This is a genomic window from Clostridium sulfidigenes (genome assembly GCF_000732635.1).
Classification (GTDB): Bacteria; Bacillota; Clostridia; order Clostridiales; family Clostridiaceae; genus Clostridium_J; species Clostridium_J sulfidigenes.
In genome coordinates this window covers 21,128-46,104 of sequence record NZ_JPMD01000022.1, presented here as the reverse complement: position 1 = coordinate 46,104, position 24,977 = coordinate 21,128, and the positions used below count along the sequence as shown (strand labels likewise).

Here is a 24,977-nt window from a genome sequence, read left to right as displayed (position 1 = left end):
AAAAATATATTATAAAGATTTAAGATTAATAACACTTTTCTCCAGTTTTAGAGAATCAGTTAGTTAAAAGTAAATCTTTAAAAATGGAGGAATGAAAAATGGCAGATAGAACATTAACATGTAAAGATTGCGGAAATGAATTCATATTCACAGAAGGAGAGCAAGCTTTCTACGCTGAAAAAGGATTCGAAAATGACCCAGTAAGATGTGCTGATTGCAGAAGAGCAAGAAAATCAGAAAGAAATAGAAGATAGTAATATTTAATATTTCAATAGAAGCTATAAGAATTAATCTTATAGCTTTATTTTTATATAAAATTATAATAATTTATTAAAATATAAGGATTGATTTTATATATAGTATATGAGTTATTTAAAAATAAAATAATCCTATAATTGGTATAAAAATGGATATAAGTATTCAAAAAATACTTGAAATTTAACTAGCAAAGTGATAAACTGAAACCATAAAATAAAAAGATTCACATCTATTATAACTTTCTCCGTTTTTAGGGAATTGGTTAATTGAATGTAAATCTTTAAAAATGGAGGAATTAAAATGGCAGATAAAACAATATTATGCAAAGACTGTGGTAAAGAATTTATATTTACAGAGGGAGAGCAAGCTTTCTACGCTGAAAAAGGATTCGAAAATGAGCCAGTAAGATGCCCAGATTGCAGAAGAGCAAGAAAAGCAGAAAGAAATAGAAGATAATAATCTATTTTCTATAGAACTACAGACTAAGGTCTTGTAGTTCTTTTTTTAGTTAAAGGACTATTCTAAGGCAATTAAAAGATGATAGATTGCCTTAGAATAGTCCTTTATTATATTAAAATATAAATTAAACTGCTAGGTGTAGTAGATTTACGGATAATGTAAAGTATAGAGTTAGAGCAACCGCATCTACTATAGTTGTGATTAATGGGCTTGCCATAATAGCAGGATCTAATTTTAATTTTTTTGCTAAGATGGGTAGTATACCACCGACTACTTTGGCTACAACAACAGTACAGAATAAGCTTATACATACAGTGAAAGAAATTAAAAAGTTAATTTTTTCAAAGTAATATATTCTTATAAAATTTACTACGGCAAGAATGGAACCTGTAATGATGCTAACCCTGAGTTCTTTAAATATAACTTTAAATCCATCAGATAATTTTATATCTCCTAAAGCAAGACCTCTTATGATAAGAGTTGAAGATTGAGATCCGGCATTGCCACCTGTATCCATTAACATTGGAATGAATGAAGCAAGAATAACTACTGAGGATAGGACATCTTCGAATCTTCTTATAATGTTTCCTGTAAAAGTTGCTGAAATCATTAATACAAGAAGCCAAACTATTCTATGCTTAGAAAGAGTCCAAACACTGGTCTTTAAGTATTCTTCTTCATTTGGCTCCATAGCGGCCATTTTTTGGAAGTCTTCTGTGTTTTCTTGGTCTATAATATCTACTATATCATCTATGGTGATTATTCCAACTAATTTTTTTTTCGTTATCAGTAACTGGGATAGATAACAAGTCATACTTTTTAAATAGTTGAGCCACATTCTCTTGATCATCTAAAGTATTAACATGTATAAATTCAGTTTTCATTAAATCTTCTATTAGCATATTTTCATCACTTAAAATAAGTTTTCTTAAAGAAACAATACCTTCTAGCTCTCTGTTATCGCCTAAAACATAGCAAGTGTGAATAGTTTCCTTATCTATGCCTGTTTTCTTTATATGAGCAATAGCTTCATTTACAGACATATGCTTTTTTAAATCAGCAAATTCTATAGTCATTATACTTCCAGCTGAACTTTCAGGATATTTTAAGAATTGATTTATAATCTTACGAGTATTTTCATCTGTATTTTTTAAAACTTTTTTAACCACATTAGCAGGTAGTTCTTCTAGAAAGTCTATAGTATCATCAATGAATAAATCATCTATAATATTTGAAATTTCACTATCGGTAATAGAGTCAATTATAAATAGTCTTTCCTCGTGGTCTAGATAAGAAAATACATGTGCAGCTTTGTCTTTAGGAAGTACTCTAAAAATTTTAACTACAGATTCTTTATCCATTTCACCTAATAAAGTAGCTATATCTACTACATTCTTTTTTTCAAGAGTTTTTCTTGCATCAATGAATTTTTTTTCATTGATTAGTTTTATTGTGTTTTCCATTGTTACCCCTCCTATTAATTCAATACATTATGAACGTTCAAAATAAGTATTGACTAAAATTGAAAAATTATAATTTCTAGGTTGTAGTGGGTAAAAAACAATGAAGACATAAAAAAGCATTAAACCTCATGTTTAATGCCTTGATAAATAACTATGTAATATTTCTATCTGTTTATGGACATAAAATTCTTAATGATAGATTTAACTTTGAAAAAGTTAAAGTAAAATTAAATTATGCCATAAAGAGGGTAAGAAGTTACATAGCGTTTTATTTTTGGATTAAACAATAAACTTATTAAATCTTCATCGTCAATATTACTACTACCATCGTCCATGCTTCTTACACCTCCTAAAATTTATAAAATAAAAAAACCTCCGTAAACTAAAACGCAGGCAAATACTAATAATAGTATGTCTCGTTCAAGTTTTAGCTCTGCAAGGCAATGAAATTGCGTTAGATTAAGCCTTCTTTGTTCGGCAAAATCTGCTAACCAGTTAAGAATGTTTCCACTCTTTTACGGTAGCAACCCGTATCCTTGTAGTAACCTCACCTACCGAGGTATATAAAATTTTCCACTAAATAATTGTATTACTTTGTTTAATATAAGTCAACAGTAAAAGGTGAATTTTTTTAAATCATTTCATTTGATAAAATATAGGACTATTTATTTTGAAAGAAATAGTCCTATATTATGTATTATTACATTTTTAGTTCTCAACGTGTAATAAGGATTTACTTGAAACCTTTATTCCAATAGCACCTAAAGGTGCAGTTACTAAAATGGATAATACAGATATTGCTAGAATCAAATCTCCAGATACAACACCTAGAGATAGAGGCAAGGCCCCCATGGCGGCTTGAACTGTAGCTTTAGGTATATAGGAGATGACACAGAAAATCCTTTCCTTTACGTTTAAATTAGTACCTATAAGTGAAATTATAACTCCAATACTTCTACCTACTAGTCCTATAAAAATAATTATTATACCTATTGCGCCTGAGGTGAATGCTACAGATATATTTACTTGAGCGCCCACTAAAACAAAGAGTAGAATTTCTGCAAATATCCATAATTTATTAAGTCCTTGAGAAAGGGGAGTAGCAACATTAGGAAGTTTCTCAGTAAGAACAAAGCCAATAGTCATAACACCTAAAAGGCTTGCAATTAATAATTTATCTTTAAAGATAGTTTCTAAGGTAGTTAAAAGTATAGAAATAGCTAGCATAATTAGTATCTTTTTTACATCATTAATACTACATTTTTTAAATAAATATATAATTACAAAGCCTAATATTAATCCTAGTACTATTCCTAATATTATGGAAAGTGGTATTTGTAAAAGTTGAGAAGCGATATTAATGTTCTTACCAGAATATAAGGCAAGAAAGCTAGTTAATATTGTAATTGCAAATACATCATCAATAGAAGCACCAGCTAATATTAAAGTAGGGATGCTCTTATTAGTACCAATTTTATTATCTATAAGGTTAATCATTTGAGGTACAACTACAGCAGGAGATACGGCAGCAATTATAAATCCAAGGATTCCTCCCTGGATAAAGGTGAATCCTAGTAATTTAGTAGAAATAAAGGCTATAAAAAAACCTTCTAATATTCCAGGTATACAACTCATTTTTATTGCAGGTTTTCCAATTTTCTTTAAATCGGATATTTTTATACCCATACCAGCTCTTAATAAGATAACAATAAGTGCTATTTTACGCAAATCAGAAGAGATATTTAGTAAATCTCCATGAATCAAATTAAATCCATAGGGACCTATAGTGATTCCTAAAATTAACATACCTAAAAGTCCAGGAAGTTTAATTTTTTCAAATATAAAGTTAGAGACAATAGCAAGTAATATAATAATTGCTATACTTGTAGCCATAAAATAGCCCTCCTTTTAAATTAAAGTTTTACAATGCCAAGAATAAGACCATAAATTATTAACACAAAATATAGAAAAATTTTGTTTTGTAGTAATTTGATTATTTTACACATAAAAATCTCCTACAGACGTACTCATAGCGTTGTCTGTAGGAGTCATTAGCAATTGCGATTAAGGTGAACTCCATCACCATAAATTATATTTTGAGTATATCAATGTTTAAAAATAAAATCAATATTTAAAAGTATAAAATTTTATGGAAATTAAAATTTCGATATACGAAATTATTATGGAATTTCATAGAATATTATGATAACATAATAAATATAGAATAAATTTACATATATAAGGAGGAAATATTATGTTATTAGAAAAATTAATCAGTGCCTTTGGTGTTAGTGGATATGAAAAAGACATAAGAAGCGTAATAAGAGAAGAGATTAAGGAGTTAGCAGATGAAATTACTGTAGACGCCCTTGGAAATTTAATAGTTTATAAATCAGGAGTTGGAGAAAATAAGAAGAAAATTATGGCCTCTGCTCACATGGATGAGATAGGATTTCAAGTTGTAAAAATAGAAGATAAGGGGAATATTAGAGTTAGAGCATTAGGTGGAATCCCGGTTATTGGTACATCTATGAATAGAGTTAAGTTTAGAAATGGAATAATTGGACTAGTAGCTAGCACAATTAAGGAAAAAGAATTAACCACAGATACTAAAAAATTGTATATCGATATTGGAGCTAGTAGTAAGGAAGAAGCAGAAAAATATCTTAAAGTTGGAGATGTAGCAGCATATGTTGGAGATTATGCAGAACTTAAGGAAAACAATATAACAGGTAAAGCGCTAGATGATAGAATTGGATGCTATATATTAGTGGAAGCTTTAAAGAAAATCAATAAGCCGTATAATGATTTATACTTTGTATTTTCAACACAAGAAGAAGTTGGTCTTAGAGGAGCTACTGTTGCAGCTAATAGAATTAATCCAGACTTAGGAATAGCTCTAGATGTTACAACTGCGCATGATTTTCCTAATTGCCCAGAAGGTAGCAATAAAGTTGGGGAAGGAACTGCGATTAAGGTTTCAGATGGTTCAGTTATATGCAATGAATATTTAGTAGAAGAGATGGTCAATTGCGCTAAGGAAAATAACATTAAATATCAATTGGATGTTATTGATGGTGGTGGTACAGATGCAGGAGCTATCAATAAATCCAACTTTGGAGTTAGGGCCACAGGTATATCAGTAGCAACTAGATATGTACATGGACCTAATGCGTTACTAAGTATGGATGATACAAATGCATCCATAGATCTTTTGGTGAATTATGTAAATAGAGAATTTAACTTTGACGAAGAATAGAATTAAATATAAAGTTAAATTTAAGATAGAATTAAATAAAAAGATGTTTGTTACAAGTAATATAAGTTTAAGAGGAGGAAAGAATATGTTAAACTTTACACTTTATAATCCAACTAAATTAGTATTTGGAGAAAGTACAATAGAAACTATAGGAGAACATTTAGTTAAGAGTGGAATTAGAAAGGTATTAATAGTATATGGAAAAGGCTCCATAATGAAAAATGGAGTTTATGATACTGTTGTAGAATCTTTAGAGAATAATAACATAGATTATATTAAATTATCAGGAGTTAAGCCTAATCCAGTATTATCAAAGGTTCAAGAAGGCATAAAGTTAGCTAAAGAAAATGAGGTAGATGGAGTTTTAGCTGTGGGTGGAGGAAGTGTAATAGATTCGTCTAAAGCTATAGCTGCGGGAGTATGCTATGAGGGCAATGTATGGGAGCTATTTGAAGGTAAAGGAAGTGTTAAAAAAGCACTATCTCTATTTACTATATTGACTCTATCAGCAACAGGATCTGAGATGAATTCAGGTGGTGTAGTAACTAATGAAGATGAAGGTAAAAAGTGGAGCTTTGGTTCACCTTTATTATATCCTAAAGTATCTATTTTAGATCCTTCAGTTCAAAGATCTCTTCCATCCAATCAAACGGCTAATGGAGCAATAGATGCTATAAGTCACGTATTTGAAGCTTATTATGGTGGAACAGAAAGTACTGATATGCTTGATGAACTTTCAGAAGGTATTATAAGAACTGTAATTACACATACTAGAGAATTATTAAAAGATAGCAACAATTATAAATCAAGAAGTGAACTTGCTTTTGCAGCAACTTTAGCTTTGAATGGATTGAATGGAGTGGGGAGGAAAGGTGACTGGGCATCTCATTCTATAGAACATTCTCTTTCAGTACTTAATGATATTGCCCATGGTTCAGGTCTTGCTATTATAATGCCAGCATGGATGAAATATGTTTATAAAGAAGATGTTAAGAAATTTGCGAAATTTGCATGTCATGTATTTACTATAAATGAAGGTAGTGACGAAGAAAAGGCCCTAAAAGGTATTGAGGCGCTGAGAGATTTCTATAAGGAGATAGGAGCACCTATAACTTTAAAAGAAGTGGGAGTTAAGAGAGAAGAATTAGATTTTATAGCTGATAATGCTGCAATCCTTGCACCTCTTGGAACACTTAAACCTTTAAAAAGAGATGATATCTATAATATATTAGAAATTGCTTATGAATAAGCTTATAAGAATACAATATTATTAACTTAAAGTAAACATCACATTAAATAAATCTTAGTTTATTTAATGTGATGTTTTTTATTTTATATTATAAAATATTTTAAAAGAATTATAAGCATATCAGAAGATAGTTTACAAAATTAAAGTATAATTTAATGTTAATAAATTTAATAATATACTAATTAAAGATATTTTATAAAAATAAAAAGGAATAGTAACGTATTTATAGAATATATAAGAAAAAATGGGGTATATTACTGGAGTTTGGGGGAGTAGATTAATGTTAGAAAGTTATAGGTATGTACAAAATGAAAATATAACGGTTTATTATATTGGAAATGATATGAGATTTGTAGTAGAAGTTAAAGAGGGAATACTTTATGCATATAAAGAATTAGAAAATTATTTTCATTTAATAGATAAAGGATTTTCTATAAGGGCTATTATAGCTATGAACAGAAGAGAATATAATTATATAAGTAAAATGATTTTAAAACTTAGGGGGAATAATGAATCTAAGAAAAGTCAAGTAGCTATTACATCTAAAAATGATCTATTGATATTATCACCTTTTGCATATGAAGAAGAATCTACTTATACTTATGATGAGTATAAGCTTAAAAAAGTAATTTACAGTCAGGTAGTTCATATATTTCATGAATTTCTATCTTTAAATTCAGAAGTTTCATCTACATGGATAGGACAAGGAATAGCTATGTACTTATCTGAATTATGGAAAGAGGGTGAAGTAAAAAAAGTAATAAATGAAGCTATAAAGAAAGACATGATACCAAAATTAAATGAAATTCAAGAAAATGAAAGTCTATATAAGATATGGCCATGGACTATAGTCAAGTATATAGAAGAAACCCATGGTAAGGAAACAATAAATAAAATTATAAGAAACTATGATGTAGATGATATTTTTAATATATTAAAGTGCTCTATTGATGATTTTGAAGTTCAATGGAAAACTTGGTTAAAGGACGAAAATAATTTATCATAGAAAATAAAGACCGTTTCAATTTAGAAACAGTCTTTACTTTTTATGTTTTAATTATTTTCTTTTTTCCCAAGTATATATGTAAGTATAAAACCAATTAAAAAAGTTATAATTGATAGCATTCCTGATAAATTAAAAGTAAAACCAGGATATACTGGAAAGACAGAACCTAAAATTAATCCACAAATAGCAAAATATGCAGGTTGAGGATATTTACTCATAAAGGATTCTATGAGCTTTGTCATAGTCAATATACCAACAAGAACACCCAAACCACCAGGAATAAGTAAAGGAATATTAAAGGTAGAAACTGCATTAGTAAAAGTAGTATATAGTCCAATAATCAAAAGTACTAAAGAACCACTTACCCCTGGAAGAATCATAGTGGCAGCTGCAATGAATCCTGCTAGGAATAGGGATATAAAAGATTTTACACTTAAACTAGTCATAGCTATAGTGCTAACTTCTACATCACTAAATATAGACATAATTACCATTAATGTGAAAGTTAAGAGAAACCAAAGATAATTTATTTTTTTTTACTTTTCCCTTTGTTGCTCTTTTATATAACATAGGAAATGAACCTAAAATCAATCCTATAAAAAAGAAATTGGTTGGCTCAGGGTGGTTTGTTAATAGATTTGTAATTAATTTACTAAATAGTATTATACCTAAGCCTGCACCTATAGCTATTTCACCAAGAAAGAAAATATTTTTTTTCCAATCTTTAAAAAAGCTATTTACAGCAGATATAAGTTTATCATAAATACCTAGAACTACTGCCATAGTTCCTCCGCTAACACCAGGAATAACATTGGAGACACCAATAACCATTCCTTTTAAAATAACAAATATATTTTCCATACTTTATCTCCTCATATAATTAAATTTGTAGTTAATTTAAACTAAGGTTATAAATAACTACTCTAATTATATTGAGAACTCTTTTAATTTGCAAATTAATTATTTAAAAGTTAATAATATATTTATTTTTTGTTAATTTTAGGTTATTCGTGTTATAATGCAGATATGATGGATTATTTGAATTTTATTATTATTAAATCAACATAAAAAACAAGCTTTATAAAGGAGCAAATCATATGTGGGATAGGTTTAGAATAGATAAAAAGTTAGATATAGATAGAAAGTATATAAATATTGGAGTTGTAGCTGTTATTACTGGAATTGCCTTATTTATAGGCTATGAAATAGTAAGTAGAAGTGGTACTTTTATTAATATAATTAAAAATGCAATATTAGGATTTTTAAGTGTAATAAGACCCATAGTAATAGGAGCTATAATTTCATATTTATTATTTCCTTTAGTAAGACGTATTGAAATCTTTATTAAGAAATGTGTTAGTGTAAAGGAAAATAATAAATTTAATTGGATATATAGAATTATAAGTATCGTATTAGTTTTTTTTATAATAATACTATCAGTAGTATTAATATTTAATTTTATAATTCCACCTCTTTTAGAGAATGCAAAATCATTAATAAATAATATTCCACAATATGAGAGTGTAGTAAGGAATGGAATAAATAACTTGAATTCGTATTTTGCTACTTTAGATATAAATTATCAGCAAATTAGTACTTATATTGATAAGGTAACAGCAGCATTTGCAGTTATTGGTCAAGAGATAGTTAATATAATTACAAATAGCATTTATGGATTTGGTTCATTTATGATAGATTTTGTTTTAAGCATAATATTTACCTTTTATTTCTTAAAAGATAAAGAGATGTTATTTAAAACTATTAGGAGATTTGGGAGAGCTTTTATACCAGGAAAGTTAGGAACAGTACTTAAGCAATTTATTATAGATTTAGATGAAGTTGTAGGAGGATTTGTAAGAGGAGTTTTACTTGATGCCCTTATTGTAGGTATAGTTTCATCTATACTTATGTTAATGATTCATCATCCATTTGCTGTACTTGTTGGAGTAATTGCAGGTATAAGCAATGTAATTCCTTATATAGGTCCCGCTATAGGAGCAGTAGTAGCATTTATATTGGGGATGTTTTCTAGTATTACACTTGGAATTTGGGGATTCATACTTTTAATTATATATCAACAAATTGATGGTAATATTATACAACCTAAGGTGGTAGGTGGTAGTGTAGGACTTCCAGCTGTTTGGACTTTAATTGCTTTAACCATTGGAGGAGGGTACGCAGGAGCTATTGGAATGATAGTGGCAGTACCTATTGCAGCTATACTAAGTGTATATGTTCACAGAATTTATAAAAAAAAAGTCAATTATATAGTATAATAAAACTGATTTAGTTATGAATATAAGGGTAGGTACTGTAAACAGAAGCAAAAGAGAGGATAATAAGTATGGGAAAAATTTCAGCAGAAGAATTAAGGAGAAAAATGGATGGCAATGAGAAATTAGTTATACTAGATTTAAGAGATGAGCAGGCTTATAGAGAAGGACATATAGAAGGGGCCATATTGATTTCTTTAAGTGATATTTCTCATGACATTGAAGATATAGTTCAGAATAAAGATGAAACTGTATGTGTATATTGCTATAGCGGCAATAAAAGTGCTAGAGCTGCAATGATGCTAGAATACTTAGATTATTCTAATGTGTGTGATTTAGGTGGTATTACAAATTGGAGTTATGATCTTAAAAAATAGCTTCAATTTATTTAAAGTAGCTAGTAAGTAAATAAAAATAATAATAATATAAAGGTGTATGAGAGTAATCTCTACACCTTTATATTATTTATAATTATTTTACTGAAATCTTCACTTTTCATCTTTATATTTTCTACATAAAAAATCGTTTTAGGATCATTGGCTATGGCACGAATAGAGAAATAAGGTGGAAGCCTAAATCCTTTATTTATATTAAGAGCACCTATTAATTGTTTAGCAATACAATCACTACCAGAATTTCCAGATACTATTACAGCAAAGATGGATTTATTATAGAAGTTACATCTTCTATATAGTGCTGTAAGACGGTTTATTACAGCTGTTAAATTAGCTGCTATAGCATCGTTATAGTTAGGGCATAGCCAAATTACTGCATCACTTTCTTCAATGGCAGGAAGAACATTTTCTGTCATAATACCTCCATAGAAACAACCTTTTTTCTTTCCATAATGAAGACAAAGTTTATAAGGACATCCTATACAATCTAGCACTTCTCCTCTTTCAATTTGTATTTCATTAATTTGAAAATAATTAATATGATCAGATACTAGGTGCCATAGGTCTAAGGTATTAGATGATTTATGTGGACTAGAGTATATAACAGAAATCTTTCCACTTTGAAGAGTCTTAGGATTATCCTTTACAAGGCGATTGACTAGTTTCCTACAGAGATCATAACAAATATCATTCAATGACATATCCATAGTCTTTTGCCAGGTTAAAAAATTTTTTAAAGAACTAGTGGCTTCTACTAGAGGATGGCCTATAAAAGCACATCCCATATTATTAGCAATATATACAATATCTTGAGCAAAACGTTTTGTACCATGATCATCAATACTATATATAAGAATAGCACCTGTAGATCCAAGTAAGGTGTCTTTACCTTTCTCTAGAAGTTTTGATAGAAGGTTAATCATAGGGATATCATAACCAACATCGTCAACCTGAGCTACAAAAAGTAATTTTTTATAGGATAAATCAGGAAGATTACATACATCATCTATTACTACATGATGTATATTTTTAAGTGAATGAGACACCATAGTATTCAATATAGGAGATGTATTTTTATTTGGTAATATCACATATAAAGTTTCTATTATTATCCCTCCTAACAAAGTATTATTATTAACATTTTTGTTATAAAAAATATTAGATATATAAACAGTTTATTCTTATTATTTTTTATTATACAATTCATTTAAAAGATTATAGGTATTTTTTAATCTATTCATTAATTCTAAAGGTAAATCTAATGTTTCGTTTTCTGTACATCCATTTAGAAATTTATTTTTGCACCCCATATAGGTACCACCAATAAAGTTTGAAGAATAGTGGAAGTTACCTTTAATTGTATCAAGGATGCTGAGAGCTCCAGAAGATAGGGCTGGAGCTATATAAGGTTTAAATCCGGTAGCACGAACTTCCAAATTTGCAGTTTTAGCCTTTTCAGTAAGAAAATCCGAGGCAGACTCATTGAAGTTTTCAATACTATTAGCAATTATTAATCCTTCACCATGGGGACCAAAAGCTCTACCTTCTTGTAAATAATTCGCAGTATCTTCCCTTAAACTACTATAATAAGCTGCTCTACCATTCATAACCCCCAATCCATATCCGCGAATCTGCTCTGGAGCAAGACCTTGAAAATCAAGGGTATCATCCTTATTTTTATTGCTATCAATAAAAAGAGATTTGCATAATAAATCTACAGGATCAGATACTACTGCAAAGATTCCTTTGAACTTTGCATCTCTTGCCATTTGTCCATATACTTTAAGGATTTTTCTGTTACCATCAAACTGTACAAGTCTTACATCTTTTTCTTCTTTTCCTATAGGCGGAATACCTACAGATACACAAAATACAAACATATCACAGTTGAACAAATCTTCTTCCCTTAAGGGAAGAATTTGTAGATTGTTTTCTTTACCGTCGCAAGATAAAATTTGAGATAATTCAAGGTTAAGTCGATTCACTTTTTTAAAATCCTTATCATAAATGCCTAAACTAGATATTACATCATTACCTAGAAGTTTAAGGCCGGTTAAAAGAGTTGCACCTACATCTCCTAAACCAACTACATTTACTCTCCACTTTAGAGGGGTAGAATAGACTATCACATCTAGAAAGTTTGGATAATTAGTATTTAAGGAAATAACTCTTTTTTCATTAATGGCATTTTTAAGCCAGATAGGTATTGTTTTATTTATCTTATAAGAGGATTTAAGTATACTTAAATCCTCTTTATCTAAAAACAAAAGATTTTCAGTAGAGACTATAAAGGATCTTCTAGAATTTTCACAATTTATAGAAGTTAAAGCAAAGATCTTACCAGTATAGTTTTTACAGAAATTTTCATCTGTAGAGATAAAGTCATCTCGTGTTATAGATTCATTAGTTATAATTAAATTATTATTAAATATATAGTAAAACATGTATAGCTCTCCTTTTATAGCATATTTTCAAGTCTGGTAAGTAGTTCTAAATCCTTTTCAACTAGGGCTGATGGAGTAGATGATAAATCATATTCAATTCCTTTTCCAATATCTGGACTTCGAGGAGTAGTTATAACTTCGCCTAGTGATGAAAGGGTTAGATTTCTCCCATATATGTTATGATATTCTCTTTCAAGTATTTTTAGTATTTCTATAGAATTTTCAAGACAAACTTTAGAAAAATTATAAACATTTTCGTGGGAAGTATTTTTTATGAATACTGGGTAAGTGTATGGTAATATACTATTAATTGATGGAATTAAGTTTCGTTTAGGAAATTCTCCTCTCCATATAGCATCTCCACCTAAGAATGGATATAAAGAATTCTCATTAAACCAAATTTTGAGTCTAGGTATGAAGTATACGCTAGAGACTTGCCTATTTTGCATATCCATTAAATCTTTTCCTCTACCAGAGAGAATACCGCAATGGATTTTTTTCACATTAATTCCTTGATTAATTAGTATAGGGTCTAAGGCTCTCATTCTATACCCCTTATGGAGAATGTTATCTACTAAAAAAATTGGTCGATTAAATGACTTTATCATTTTCATCTGGTTATTTAAAGATAGGTAATAGGGAGATTCGCCTATAAAGAAGTTCTTCATATCACCATAATAATACTTTTCTGTATGAAGGGATTTGGTAACAGTATTTGGTACTAAATCTCTATCTAAAATATCACCATAAGGTACACACATAGCTTCACCATATTCCTTAGATGCTTTTACATAAGTAGAGATACTATTTTCATGACAAATATTTCTTATCATTTTTTGATGAAGTACTTCGCTATTAAAGCAAAGTAAAAGTTCATTAGGATATAATTTTGAAAGAGCACCTTGCAATAATTTTCTTCTAGAATTAATTACATTCTTAATTTTAGAGTTACTTCTAAAAGGTTCTTTTAAAATATTTTCTACATCTAAGTTCAAAATACATGGACTAGTCATATTAACTGCTAATACAGGAGACTCCTTATTTTTAGAGCCAATATTTACAAAACCTTGGGATAGCATTATTTCTACTAAGGTTGAGCTAGTTAATGAACTATGGCATGGATTAAAGACAGCGTATTCATAATCTTTAGAAATAGCATAAGATAGTGCCTCAGTTAAAATAATTTGCTCAAGAAATTTATATTTTTCTCTATCAGTAACATAAATTCCATCTATAAATATCATTCTTCCTGTAGATAGGGAACGAAGTGCTCTAGAAATATTCTCATCTTTAACTTCATCGTAAAGATTATTTGAACGAACCCAATGCATTGCGGCAATAGCTAGAATTTCACTTTTTTTAGAATCTTTAATCATTACTAGTTTAGGAGCTTCCTTATCTTTAAGTTCTGATAAGATAGATTTTATTTCATTACTAAAGTTTAAATGAGAAAATAATTTTAATATTATATTATCAGTAACTTCATCAACAAATTCAAAATCTAAGTGACTTTCATTTACAGATAGCTTATCTAGGGGTTCTCGTTGGTAAAAACCATTTTCATTAATATATTGAGAAACTAAAGGATCTACTAAGGTTGAAATATCTCTATTTCTATCTATATAGTTTCTGATTTGACTAGAGCTTATGGTAGAGTATTTAGCTGGAAGTTTTAATACTTCTACAGTGCCATTTATAAGAGATTTAGCAGCTAAAAGTTTTTTTGAATTACCTCTTTCAAAAATTATGTGATTAAAAGTATGAATGGAATCCTCTTCCACAGGATTACGATAGCAAGAGGCATTTAAAAGTACATCGCTACCTGAAACAAAGAATATTTGAGAATCTGAAAATGATTCCTTAAGCATTCTTAAATCATCAGTATTAGATATATTCACTTGCATAGTTTCAGGGTATATATAAATATTAAATTCATCACAAATTGATAAATTAATTAATATTTTTCTTAAAAGATTAGGTAAGGTTTTTTTAGACCAAGAAAATTCATCCACGGCTAAGTATACTTCATAACCTAAATCACGAATTGCTTTAGAAATATTCTTATGTCCTAAAGAGAAAGGGTCAAAGGTACCAGGGAAAAATGCTATTTTCTTAGGTATATCTATAAGAATATCGCCATTTAAAAAAGTATAGTCTGCTATAAATCTATAGATGTGATTTAGAGCAGCTGCATTGGTTAGTAAAAGTAATCTATTATTGTCATCATTACCTACAAGAGTAAGAATTTTTTTAGATACTAATTTGAAAACATATAACTTATCATTTATAGAAATTGTTGAACTTCCAAATATATCCTTACCAAGAGTGATTATGGCTGCTTGTTTAACCTTATCCTTATAATCACCTATACCATTTAAAATAATAGATAACATTGATTTTAATCTTTCATTATAAATTTTTTCATTTTCATTATAACGAGATTTATATACATCATAGTTAGACAAGGAGATTCCTATAGCTTTAAGAATTAGTATCTTAACATCTTCATTTGAAGTTTTAATTTTACTTTTTAAATCATCAATAATTTCATCTAATTCATTAGGTGCTAGCCATAAGATTATCTGACCTAAGAAAGGTGATATATATTCTGTGAATTTCTGGCCTTCAATTTCTAGTCCACGTAAAAGCTCTATAGCTACTTCATTTCTTTCTGAATCATTTAGGTTAGGCATAATTTTAAGTATTGAAGAGCCTGCACTATTTCTAACACTTTCCATAGCACTAACTTTTAACATATTACAAAAGTGAATGCAAGTATGAAGTCCTGTAGTTGGCGCAATATAGAGTGTATAATTAAGAAGTATATCTATCTGATGTTTTTTTACCACCCAATTAGTAGCTGTTTTTAAGTTGCTAAGGAAGATATCTGGGATTTTATTATAATCTTCCTTACAGTAAGTTTTAAAAAGAGATATATGGTCATCCATATTAAGAGTTGTGAAAATTTTTAAATATAAATAATTTTCAGATGAATTTTTCCTTCTAGTTTTAATTTCTCCAAGATTTTTAATCATATAATCAAGTATAGAATGAGTAGGTGGTATTTTAGGAATTATATCGTTTAAACTTTCAAGAGCAGCTAATCTTATAACTACATTTCTTTTTTTTACTTTATCAATAATGAATTCTATGAGTGAATCTAAAGTTTCATCATAGGACTCAAAAGATATATACTTTGCGGTATAGAGTAAATACAGCTGAGTTTCAAAAGAAGTTATGTTTTGAGACATATAATGTTTCAAGAGAATACTTCTATATATTTTCATAAAAATTTTTCTGGAATTTATAAAAACAGAGTTAACCATGACTTTAGTATTATAGCCAATCCAGTTTTTATGAGCATTTACTAGTTTACCGCTAGGATAAAGCATTAATGAAATATACTCTTCAAATAATTGATAACTATTTATGTTAGGTTTATCTATAGATACATTTTTAGGTAATTCTTTACTATAATCTTCATCAAAAATAGCTATTAATTTTCCTATTAGATATGCACAGTGACGGCGAATGTCATCTTCTCTATGAGCTAAATTGTCATAAAGAAATTCTAGAGTTTGTAGCTTTTGTTTTTGAGTAAAGTAAGTACAATATTCTTCTAATACTCTTATATATTGGCGAAGATTTTTCCAGTTATTCTCACTTCGAGCCTGTTCTAATATAGTATTTAACGAATATTCATCACGTAATAAATACATAAGATTTATATTGTGATTTATTGCTAAATGTTTCATACTATCAGTTATTTCTTTTCCTCTAAGCAAAGAATATATTGGAGGGTTTGCAGAAGTTAAATTGTCTTCTTTAAAATCTAAATCAACATTTATACCAATACTCTTTATGTAATCTTCGAAGTCTTTTAACTTGCCATATACTTTTTTATAACGAGATTCCTTTTTAGCATCAACATTTTCTAGTTTTTGAAGAATTACTTTAAAAGAGTTTTCTAAAGAAAAAATATGCATAGTAGGATATGAATTAGTAAATACATTTTTAACTCTAAAATCACAATAGATGAGTATTAATGATTCTAAAGATAGATTTTCAAGTTCTAAATCCCAAGTAGAATGATTTATAGCGATATTTCTAATATAATTTATATTGCGGTTTCTAAACCATTGGTCTGTGTAATAGTAGTGGAGATGTGGAACGCGTTTTAGCTCTTCACCTTTACATCCATATTTTCCAATGTCATGTCCAGCAGCAGCTCCAGAGACTCTTCCTAAATCTATAGGTAACCCTTTAGTTTTAAGTTGGCGTGCTAAAAACATAGCTAGGTAATGTACACCACAGATGTGATCTAAAGTATTATACTTAAATATTTCTCCATTAAGCTTCATCATTTCATATACATAGTCACGGTCAAAGGCTTTAATGAATTTTAAATATTCATCTTTTCTTTCTAGTTCTTCAATTTCACTATCTGTTAAAGTTATTAAAGGATATTTTGCTTGCCAACAATCTGAATCAGATATGGATTTTTCTATATTACATAGAACCTTATAAATTCTAAGGAATATTTCACATCCTGAAGTTAATTTTGAATCTAATTCTATAGTTACTGCATCTTTAAAATTCTTGCTTAAGGCATAATTATATAAATATACTAACCATTCATTAGGGCCTTCTTCATATAAATCACTTAATAAAGGAGTACATAGATAAAGAACTTTAGATGGAGAAAAATCTTTTTCCACTAAAATGTCTTGGAGTGTGTATAAAAAAACTGGTGAGTTTATATGCTTATCAAGAAATTTTTGAGATATATTTTCAGATTTTAAGAAATGAGAGTTATAAAGCTTTCTTAAAATCTTTTTCTTTATTTCTTTTAATTGTAAAATTTCCATAGAGACCTCCTAAACATGAATATATAACATGTATAAAACATATTTCTTATAAATATTTTATCATTTAAACTGCATTTATCCTAATAAATATACTATAATAATAATCTGAATAATATATTCATAAAATCTAATTATTTATTATAAGAGAGAAATAAGAAAGAATTAAATGAAAAACTTTTATTTTATCTTATTTTTATATATAATCTATTTATGATGTTTTTAGGAGGATCTATGATAGAATTAATAAAAAAAGTGGATATAACACTATTGCAGTTTATAAATAAAAAATTACGATGCAAGTTTTTAGATAAAATTATGCCATATGTAACATTTTTAGGGTCTGCTACATTTTGTATGGTTTTTGTTGTGATGACTGTAATGTCTAAAAGTAAAGAAATTAAGAACCTAGGATTTCTAGCATCTTTATCAATTATTACTTCTGGGGGTATTACTCACTTTCTAAAGAGAGTAAAAAATAGGATACGACCATATATAAAGTTTCCAACGCTAAACATAAAGAAGATAGGTGTAGATGATTATTCCTTTCCATCGGGTCACACCACTGCAGCTTTTTCAATTGGAGTTAGTATTGCACTAAGCTTTACTGGATTAGCAGTAGTATCTATAGTAATTGCTAGTCTTGTGGGATTTTCAAGGGTTTATCTTGGTGTACATTATCCAACAGATGTAGGTGCAGGAGTTGTAGTTGGAACTTTGAGTGCCCTTTGTATGCATATGATAGTATAATAATTAGGAAAGAGATAAGAATTTAATTTAAATTCTTATCTCTTTATTACATCATAGATTATTCTTAAAGAATTAAGGAATAGTCAATATTTCATCAATTACCCTTCCATCACATTTTGGAAATTTAATACCTAAAACTTTTGAGAGGGTAGGGGCTATGTCCACTAAATTCATATTATTCATAAAAATGTTTTCTTTAAACTCTTCACCACATCCAATAAAGAGAGTATGGATATCAGGACTATTAGGATGATAACCATGATTTCCGTTAGATTTTCCCTCTTTAGGAGTGGTTGAAGTCACTATAGTATCATTAAATTTATCAATAAAAATAAAACCTCTTTTAGCTTCAATCATAAATGTAGCCTTAGGATCACCACCTAAATCTATTATCTCATCATTTCTATATATCTTTGCAATTCCCTTAGATTCATCAAGAGATAAGGCTTTTAAAATATTATAAACTTTTGAGGAGAGATTTTTATTAAAGTCATCCTTAACGTATACATAGGCACTTCCATCACAAGATTTTACATATACTCTCCAAGAATTAAGTCTATTATTATCACCCATGCTTATTAACCCTTGATTTTTAAATAGGGTGTTTAAGGTAATAACTTTATTAAAGTCCTGAAATCCATGATCACCTAAAATAACTAAAGAAGAATTATCATATATACCAGCTTCTTTCAGAGCTTTTATTACATCAGCTAATCTCCCATCATGGCGATGAAGTGATTCTACAGCTTCTTTAGAATCAGTACCATAACCATGACGTTGACTGTCTAAGTCTAAGAGATGTAGTAAAAGTAAGTTAGGTTTATACTTTTTAATGGTTTCTATAGCACAAGCAGTAGCAAAATTATCTAAGTTAGGCTCCTTTATACCATCAAGGAGATGTTTAAATTTTCTGTTTAAATTGAATTGGTATATAGGGCTTCCACCTAGAAGTGATGCCATTTCTTGAGATATATATTTATTGTTAGAGAAAATTTCAGGCATATTATATTTTATAGAGGATCTACCAGTAACAGGCCAAAATATAGATCCTACAGTAAGCCCTCTACTTTTTGCCATATCATATAGTGTTGGACCATTTACATATTTTCTGAACCAAAACCAATCTGGGGCAGCTTTTTCAGGTTCTAATAATTTATTGTTTACAACCCCATGGTTTTTAGGATACTTACCTGTAACTATGGTAGTGTGAGCTGGATATGTTAATGATGGATATATAGATTTAACATTTCTAACTACTGATCCCTTTTGAATGCATTGTGAAAAAGTTGGTAAGTTACTTATTATATCAAAATCAGCTGCTTTTAATCCATCAATTGAAATAACAACCAAGTGCTTATTTGTTAAATTATTCATAACTTATTCTCCTTAACTTTATGTTATATATAAATTATGATATACTAATTTTGTTATTAAATCTACATAGTAAGATAATATAAATAAGGAATAAAGAAGAAAAGTGGCGTAAGAAGGTGTAATTTTGGAGCTAAATTATAAAGAACAATTCACTATAAAGTTTCATGAAGGAGACTTTATGGGAAATGTTAAATTATTTACAATAATGGATTATGTTCAACAAGTTTCAGAAGGTCATTCTCAAATTTTGGGGGTGGATTTTCAGTCTATGATGAATAAAGGATTATTTTGGGTAGTATCTAGAGTTGAAATTACAATGGAGAGATATCCTAAGGTTGGAGAAGATATAACAGTAGAAACTTGTTTAGGTGGCCGTGAAAAAGTCTTTATGAAAAGAAGATTTAAGATTAAGGATAAGGATGGACAAGTTATTGGTAGAGTTTTGATATATTATTTAATTGTAGATATTGAAACTAGACTTCCACAAAAGCCGTCCATGTGCCCAGTAGATATAAATATTAATGTAGGGGATGTCATTGATAATAAGCTTAACAAGATAAAGATGCCAGGTGAAGCTATAGAAACTGTCAATAGGAAGTTATATTACAATGATATAGATATAAATAATCATGTTAATAATGCTAAATATATTTCTTTTATAGAAGATTTCTTTTCTTTAGATTGGCATAGAGTAAAGAAAATATCTTATATGCAACTTAACTTTATTAAGGAAATTAAATTTGATGATTCGCTAATAATGAATAAATTTATTGAGGATAAAGAAAGTAATAGTTTTTGCATTAATGGAATTTCAGAAATTTCAGAACAAGAATTTTTTCAATGTAGGTTAAAGTTTTAAACAAATGTGTATTGAAAAGTCATTAAGATAAAGGTGTCTAGATAATAAAATTTTTAGATACCTTTTATTTTAAGAAATAACTAATATAGTATAAATAAAAAAGTGTAAAGGAATACATAGCATAAGAATATAATTTATTAAAGTGAAAATTAAATCTATGAAACAATCAAATATAAAATTTAATTTAAAAATATTTATAAATATGAAATAAAAAGTGAAAAAATTTACGAATAATAACCATTGACATTAATGGGTAAATAATTCATAATAAATATGGAATATTCATAAAAGATTTAAAATTTAAAATAAGGGGGAGCAATAATTGACGCATAAGAAGGGTTTGAAAAAGGCCGTTAGCAAAGAAGGTATTATATTTCTAATTTTATTTTTAGGTTTTTTCATAGGTATGGGAAGCGTTATGGGAACCATAAATATGTTTAATACCCTAATGGAAACTGCGTATAGCTTATTAATGAAAACAGTTTTTTATATAATGGCTATTGCAGTATTGGCAGGAGCTATATCTGCACTTCTATCAGAATTTGGAGTGGTATCTTTAATTAACAAATTGTTATCACCATTAATGAAGCCACTTTATGATTTGCCTGGTGCTAGTGCTATAGGAGTTTTAACCACCTATCTGTCTGATAATCCTGCTATACTTACTTTAGCAGATGATAAAGGATTTAGAAGATATTTTAAAAAATATCAGTTGCCAGCTTTAACTAATTTAGGAACAGCCTTTGGAATGGGGTTGATTATTACTACCTATATGATGGGACAAAAGTCACCTATAGGAGAAAGTTTTATACTGCCAGCTATAATAGGTAATGTAGGAGCTGTAATAGGAAGTATTATAAGCACTAGATTAATGCTTAGACAAACCGCAAAAATTTATGGAAAAGAAGAAATGTGTGTACAAGACAATGATACTGGTTTTGACATGATGAACTATAGAGAAATTAGAGATGGAAGTGTTGGAGAAAGATTTATTGGTGCTATGCTTGAAGGAGGAGCTTCAGGAGTACAAATGGGACTTGCTATAATTCCAGGAGTTTTAATAATTTGTACTTTAGTTTTAATGCTTACTAATGGACCATCTGCATCTGGAGCTTACACTGGAGCTGCATCAGAAGGTATCGCACTCTTACCTTGGATTGGGGAAAAACTACAATTTATATTAGTTCCGTTATTTGGTTTCCAAAGTCCTGAAGCTATAGCTTTCCCGATAACATCTTTAGGGGCAGCAGGAGCTGCAATTGGTTTAGTACCGGAAATGTTACAAAATGGATTAATAGGCGGTAATGAAATTGCAGTATTTACAGCTATGGGGATGTGTTGGAGTGGATATTTAAGTACTCACGTTGCGATGATGGATGGTTTAAAGTGTAGGGAATTAACAGGTAAAGCTATTGTTAGTCATACATTTGGTGGATTAATAGCAGGTATATCAGCTCACTTTATATATTTAATTATATCAAAATTCATATAAAAATAAAAACCATCTTTTTAAGGTGGTTTTTATTTTTATTATAATGGACATACATATGCAACTATATAACTATTTTACTTATAAAATAGTTATATAGTTAAATATTTATATGCGCTTCAATGGGTTGATTAGTGGAATTTAAATAATTATTTAATATACCAGTCCTTAAGCCTTCACTACATATAATAATGTTATAGAAGTTACAATAGTTTACAATATGAGTTATTATTTCACATCCACCTAATATAATATCAGCACGTTTTTTTGAAAGACCTTGTAAGTTTTCTCTCTCTTTTAAACTTATAACTTTAAGGCTTTCACAAAGAGTTTTTAGTTCATGAGGGTTGGAAAATTCTATTGTGTTAGTAGATGAACATGAATTTGTTAAATAATTAGAATATATCTTTCCGAGATTCTTAAAAGTTCCGCCAATGCCAACTAAAGAGCTTCCATAAAAGCTTTCAATCCAAGGTATATTAGAAAATAGCTTATAGAAAAAATCCTCGTTGTAGTCACAGCTCAAGTATCTGCCACGCTTATTAACTTTTATTTTCTCAGTTATGTTTATAGAACCTAGAGGAATACTAGTGTAATTTGTAAATTTACCCTCTTCTACAAAAATTAATTCTGTACTATTTCCACCAGTGTCCATTATTATACCTTTATCTAGATCACAAGTAGAAAAAACTCCTAGGTAAGATAAATAAGCTTCTTCCTTAGGTGACAAAACCTGAACTAAAATTCCAGTATGAGCTTTTATTAAATCAAGAACATAGTTACTATTTTCAGCTACTCTTAAAGCTTCCGTAGCTACACATATGATTTTAGAAACTTTATTTATAATGCAAGAACGTAAAAATTTTTTTAAAACTGTTATTACATGAATGGTTTTTTCAGAACTTATAATTTTATTGGTAGCTAAGGTAGCTCCAAGTCTTAAATGTTCCTTATCTTCATCTATAATCTTTGGATTGGACTTATCATCTATATTAACAATTAGTAGGTGAACCGTATTTGAACCAATATCTATAATAGCAATAATATTCATAATACTTGATACCTCCCCAAAAAACTCTTTTATTATTTATACGATAAAAATAATAAAATATCACATAATAAATATATTAGACTATTGAAATTTAAAGAAAGAGTTTTTAAAGAAGATATTATAAGAAAAAAATATTAAGGCTATGTATAAGAAAAAATCTACAGAGCTAAAATTTCTAATAAATTTCACATAGCCTTAATGTTTACTAAGTTGCAGTTTCAATGAGAAGTATATTGCTAGGGATATTTGCTTTTACTTCAAAAGTTTCATTGGAAATATAAGCGCTGTCAGAGCCTGTTATGGTAATATTATCAGAATTATTTGTAAAAATTTCAGTTTCTCCATAACATTGAAATAAATAGCCTTGTCTATCTTTGTTAATTGTAAAAGTTAAATCCTTGTTAGGTTGTAGTAATGCAAAATAAATATTAATATCACAATTAGATTTAATAGGAGCCAGACCATTTAAAGGACTAATAGCGTATATCCACTGATTTTCAATAGAATTTTTAAAGTCATATTTATTTAATATAGGAGATTTACTATTCTTTTTTTGAATATAAGAGTTATTATTGGTGTATAAGGTTATTTCAATAATATCTAGAAAATCAATGCCACTATTAAAAATATCATAGGTTATCCCATGCATAGAATTAATATAAAGAAAATTTCCAGATGAAAGGGTTTCTAAATTTCCTATGTTATCGCTATATAGTAATTCACCGGAGATTACATACATAATAATTTCTTCTCCTATTTTAAAATTATTATGAGTTCCACTTCTAGGAACTAAGGTAATATTTTTTAGTTCTTTGATACAAAGTTCTGAACTCATATTTTCAATAGAAGTAGAAAGACTAGAAGTAGTTTTTAAATAAGAAAAATCTTCTTCTTGATTATAAGTAACAATTCTTCTATTAATCAAAATATTACCTCCCATTATATAATTAAATATTTATATAAACAAATAATTTTAATTAATATAAAATTATTTTACGATATTAGTATTTGTAGTTTTTATAATTTAATAGTAGGTATGTTTTTCACCTACTATTAAATAAATTAATAAGTGGTAATAAATTAGATAATAAAAGAATATATGATAAGATGATATTTATTGTTTAAAATGTGGTAATATAGTAATATAAAAAACTTAAAATGACTTTGGGGGGAATAATTAGTGATAAAATTTCTTAAAGAATGGATAATACCAGCGTTAATTGCTATAATTTTAGGATTTTTAATAAATAAGTTTATTTTTTTCAATGTAAATGTCCCAACTAAATCTATGTATCCCACTATTACACCAGGAGATAGAATATTTTCATTGAGAACTTATAAACCATCATCTATTAAAAGAGGAGATATTTTAGTATTTCATTCTGATGAGCTAAATAAAGACTTGATTAAAAGAGTAGTAGGTCTTCCAGGAGAGAATGTAGAAATTCAATCAGATGGAAGTGTATATATAAATGGTGAGTTTCTAGAGGAGAATTATGTAAGTAGTTTTAGTGATACTACAGGTTCCTTTAATGTGCCAGAAGGTTGTTATTTATTTTTGGGAGATAATAGAGGAAATTCTATTGATGCACGATTATGGGAAAATCCTTATATATCTTTTGAAGACATACAGGGAGAAGGAAAATTTATTATATTTCCTTTTGATAGGTTTGGTAAACTAAAATAGTGTATAAGTAAGTAAAATGTTAAAGAAGTATTGAAGTGGTGAAATTTATTTCACCATTTTTTTATTTTAATTTATGCTAAATACAATAATAATTAA

General features: G+C 28.4%; 20 protein-coding genes, 1 pseudogene and 2 riboswitches. Of the genes and pseudogenes, 11 read left to right on the top strand and 10 right to left on the bottom strand.

The window, feature by feature from the left end:
* The first annotated feature begins 98 nt into the window (after positions 1 to 98).
* Together IO99_RS09015 and IO99_RS09010 are read left to right on the top strand one after the other, a co-directional pair.
* Positions 99 to 254 (top strand): zinc-ribbon domain-containing protein, encoded by a 156-nt coding sequence (locus IO99_RS09015; RefSeq protein WP_035132599.1) that lies wholly within the window; start codon positions 99 to 101, stop codon positions 252 to 254.
* Between the two features lie 304 nt (positions 255 to 558).
* Positions 559 to 714, top strand: a complete 156-nt coding sequence (locus IO99_RS09010; RefSeq protein WP_035132598.1) for a zinc-ribbon domain-containing protein — start codon at positions 559 to 561, stop codon at positions 712 to 714.
* 127 nt (positions 715 to 841) lie between these two features.
* Here the strand turns inward: IO99_RS09010 and mgtE are convergent.
* A pseudogene (gene mgtE / locus IO99_RS09005) lies at positions 842 to 2,180 on the bottom strand (magnesium transporter).
* A gap of 406 nt (positions 2,181 to 2,586) precedes the next feature.
* Positions 2,587 to 2,746, bottom strand: a riboswitch (M-box (ykoK) riboswitch).
* Between the two features lie 142 nt (positions 2,747 to 2,888).
* A complete protein-coding gene (locus IO99_RS09000; RefSeq protein WP_035132597.1) occupies positions 2,889 to 4,073 on the bottom strand; it encodes a cation:proton antiporter in 1,185 nt (394 codons plus the stop codon).
* Between the two features lie 142 nt (positions 4,074 to 4,215).
* Positions 4,216 to 4,273, bottom strand: a riboswitch (Fluoride riboswitch).
* 161 nt (positions 4,274 to 4,434) lie between these two features.
* On the opposite strand from IO99_RS09000, the gene IO99_RS08995 reads away from it, so the two are divergent.
* From IO99_RS08995 to IO99_RS08985, 3 genes are all read left to right on the top strand, one after another.
* Positions 4,435 to 5,439 carry a M42 family metallopeptidase gene (locus IO99_RS08995; protein WP_035132595.1) on the top strand — a complete coding sequence of 335 codons (1,005 nt, stop codon included), beginning with the start codon at positions 4,435 to 4,437 and terminating at the stop codon, positions 5,437 to 5,439.
* 85 nt (positions 5,440 to 5,524) lie between these two features.
* Positions 5,525 to 6,688 carry an iron-containing alcohol dehydrogenase gene (locus tag IO99_RS08990; RefSeq protein ID WP_035132593.1) on the top strand — a complete coding sequence of 388 codons (1,164 nt, stop codon included), beginning with the start codon at positions 5,525 to 5,527 and terminating at the stop codon, positions 6,686 to 6,688.
* A gap of 280 nt (positions 6,689 to 6,968) precedes the next feature.
* On the top strand, positions 6,969 to 7,694 hold the full coding sequence (locus IO99_RS08985) for a hypothetical protein (RefSeq protein WP_035132591.1): 726 nt from the start codon (positions 6,969 to 6,971) through the stop codon (positions 7,692 to 7,694).
* A 47-nt stretch (positions 7,695 to 7,741) separates the two neighbouring features.
* Here IO99_RS08985 and IO99_RS19650 read toward each other — a convergent pair whose 3' ends face one another.
* Together IO99_RS19650 and IO99_RS19645 are read right to left on the bottom strand one after the other, a co-directional pair.
* Positions 7,742 to 8,179, bottom strand: coding sequence for an undecaprenyl phosphate translocase family protein (locus IO99_RS19650; protein ID WP_035132590.1), 438 nt, complete (start codon positions 8,177 to 8,179; stop codon positions 7,742 to 7,744).
* The gene (locus IO99_RS19645; RefSeq protein WP_051824022.1) at positions 8,166 to 8,555 is read right to left on the bottom strand and encodes an undecaprenyl phosphate translocase family protein; all 390 of its coding nucleotides are present in this window, start codon (positions 8,553 to 8,555) and stop codon (positions 8,166 to 8,168) included. The genes IO99_RS19650 and IO99_RS19645 overlap by 14 nt, the downstream gene beginning before the upstream one ends.
* Positions 8,556 to 8,791: 236 nt before the next feature.
* Here IO99_RS19645 and IO99_RS08970 point away from each other — a divergent pair, with 236 nt between their 5' ends.
* Both IO99_RS08970 and IO99_RS08965 read left to right on the top strand, forming a co-directional pair.
* On the top strand, positions 8,792 to 9,970 hold the full coding sequence (locus IO99_RS08970; protein WP_035132588.1) for an AI-2E family transporter: 1,179 nt from the start codon (positions 8,792 to 8,794) through the stop codon (positions 9,968 to 9,970).
* Positions 9,971 to 10,038: 68 nt separating this feature from the next.
* Entirely contained in the window at positions 10,039 to 10,344 is a 306-nt protein-coding gene (locus IO99_RS08965) for a rhodanese-like domain-containing protein (RefSeq protein ID WP_051824021.1), read from the top strand.
* Between the two features lie 71 nt (positions 10,345 to 10,415).
* Here IO99_RS08965 and IO99_RS08960 read toward each other — a convergent pair whose 3' ends face one another.
* The 3 genes from IO99_RS08960 to IO99_RS08950 form a co-directional block, all read right to left on the bottom strand.
* On the bottom strand, positions 10,416 to 11,468 hold the full coding sequence (locus IO99_RS08960; protein WP_035132644.1) for a flavodoxin family protein: 1,053 nt from the start codon (positions 11,466 to 11,468) through the stop codon (positions 10,416 to 10,418).
* Positions 11,469 to 11,546: 78 nt separating this feature from the next.
* Positions 11,547 to 12,806: a lactate/malate family dehydrogenase gene (locus IO99_RS08955; protein WP_035132585.1), complete on the bottom strand. Its 1,260-nt coding sequence runs from the start codon at positions 12,804 to 12,806 to the stop codon at positions 11,547 to 11,549.
* 14 nt (positions 12,807 to 12,820) lie between these two features.
* Positions 12,821 to 17,674, bottom strand: a complete 4,854-nt coding sequence (locus IO99_RS08950; RefSeq protein ID WP_035132584.1) for a nucleotidyl transferase family protein — start codon at positions 17,672 to 17,674, stop codon at positions 12,821 to 12,823.
* Between the two features lie 231 nt (positions 17,675 to 17,905).
* Here IO99_RS08950 and IO99_RS08945 point away from each other — a divergent pair, with 231 nt between their 5' ends.
* On the top strand, positions 17,906 to 18,421 hold the full coding sequence (locus tag IO99_RS08945; RefSeq protein WP_051824020.1) for a phosphatase PAP2 family protein: 516 nt from the start codon (positions 17,906 to 17,908) through the stop codon (positions 18,419 to 18,421).
* A gap of 72 nt (positions 18,422 to 18,493) precedes the next feature.
* On the opposite strand, the gene IO99_RS08940 is transcribed toward IO99_RS08945, so the two are convergent.
* A complete protein-coding gene (locus IO99_RS08940; protein WP_035132583.1) occupies positions 18,494 to 19,795 on the bottom strand; it encodes an alkaline phosphatase family protein in 1,302 nt (433 codons plus the stop codon).
* A 124-nt stretch (positions 19,796 to 19,919) separates the two neighbouring features.
* Between IO99_RS08940 and IO99_RS08935 the strand changes: the two genes are divergently transcribed.
* Positions 19,920 to 20,654, top strand: coding sequence for an acyl-[acyl-carrier-protein] thioesterase (locus IO99_RS08935; RefSeq protein ID WP_035132582.1), 735 nt, complete (start codon positions 19,920 to 19,922; stop codon positions 20,652 to 20,654).
* 322 nt (positions 20,655 to 20,976) lie between these two features.
* Positions 20,977 to 22,146 carry a CD0519/CD1768 family membrane protein gene (locus IO99_RS08930; RefSeq protein ID WP_035132581.1) on the top strand — a complete coding sequence of 390 codons (1,170 nt, stop codon included), beginning with the start codon at positions 20,977 to 20,979 and terminating at the stop codon, positions 22,144 to 22,146.
* A 97-nt stretch (positions 22,147 to 22,243) separates the two neighbouring features.
* On the opposite strand, the gene IO99_RS08925 is transcribed toward IO99_RS08930, so the two are convergent.
* Together IO99_RS08925 and IO99_RS08920 are read right to left on the bottom strand one after the other, a co-directional pair.
* The gene (locus tag IO99_RS08925; protein WP_035132578.1) at positions 22,244 to 23,194 is read right to left on the bottom strand and encodes a Ppx/GppA phosphatase family protein; all 951 of its coding nucleotides are present in this window, start codon (positions 23,192 to 23,194) and stop codon (positions 22,244 to 22,246) included.
* A 205-nt stretch (positions 23,195 to 23,399) separates the two neighbouring features.
* Positions 23,400 to 24,119 carry a pirin family protein gene (locus IO99_RS08920; RefSeq protein ID WP_035132576.1) on the bottom strand — a complete coding sequence of 240 codons (720 nt, stop codon included), beginning with the start codon at positions 24,117 to 24,119 and terminating at the stop codon, positions 23,400 to 23,402.
* 255 nt (positions 24,120 to 24,374) lie between these two features.
* Here IO99_RS08920 and lepB point away from each other — a divergent pair, with 255 nt between their 5' ends.
* A complete protein-coding gene (lepB, locus tag IO99_RS08915; protein ID WP_035132574.1) occupies positions 24,375 to 24,881 on the top strand; it encodes a signal peptidase I in 507 nt (168 codons plus the stop codon).
* The last annotated feature ends 96 nt before the right edge of the window (positions 24,882 to 24,977 follow it).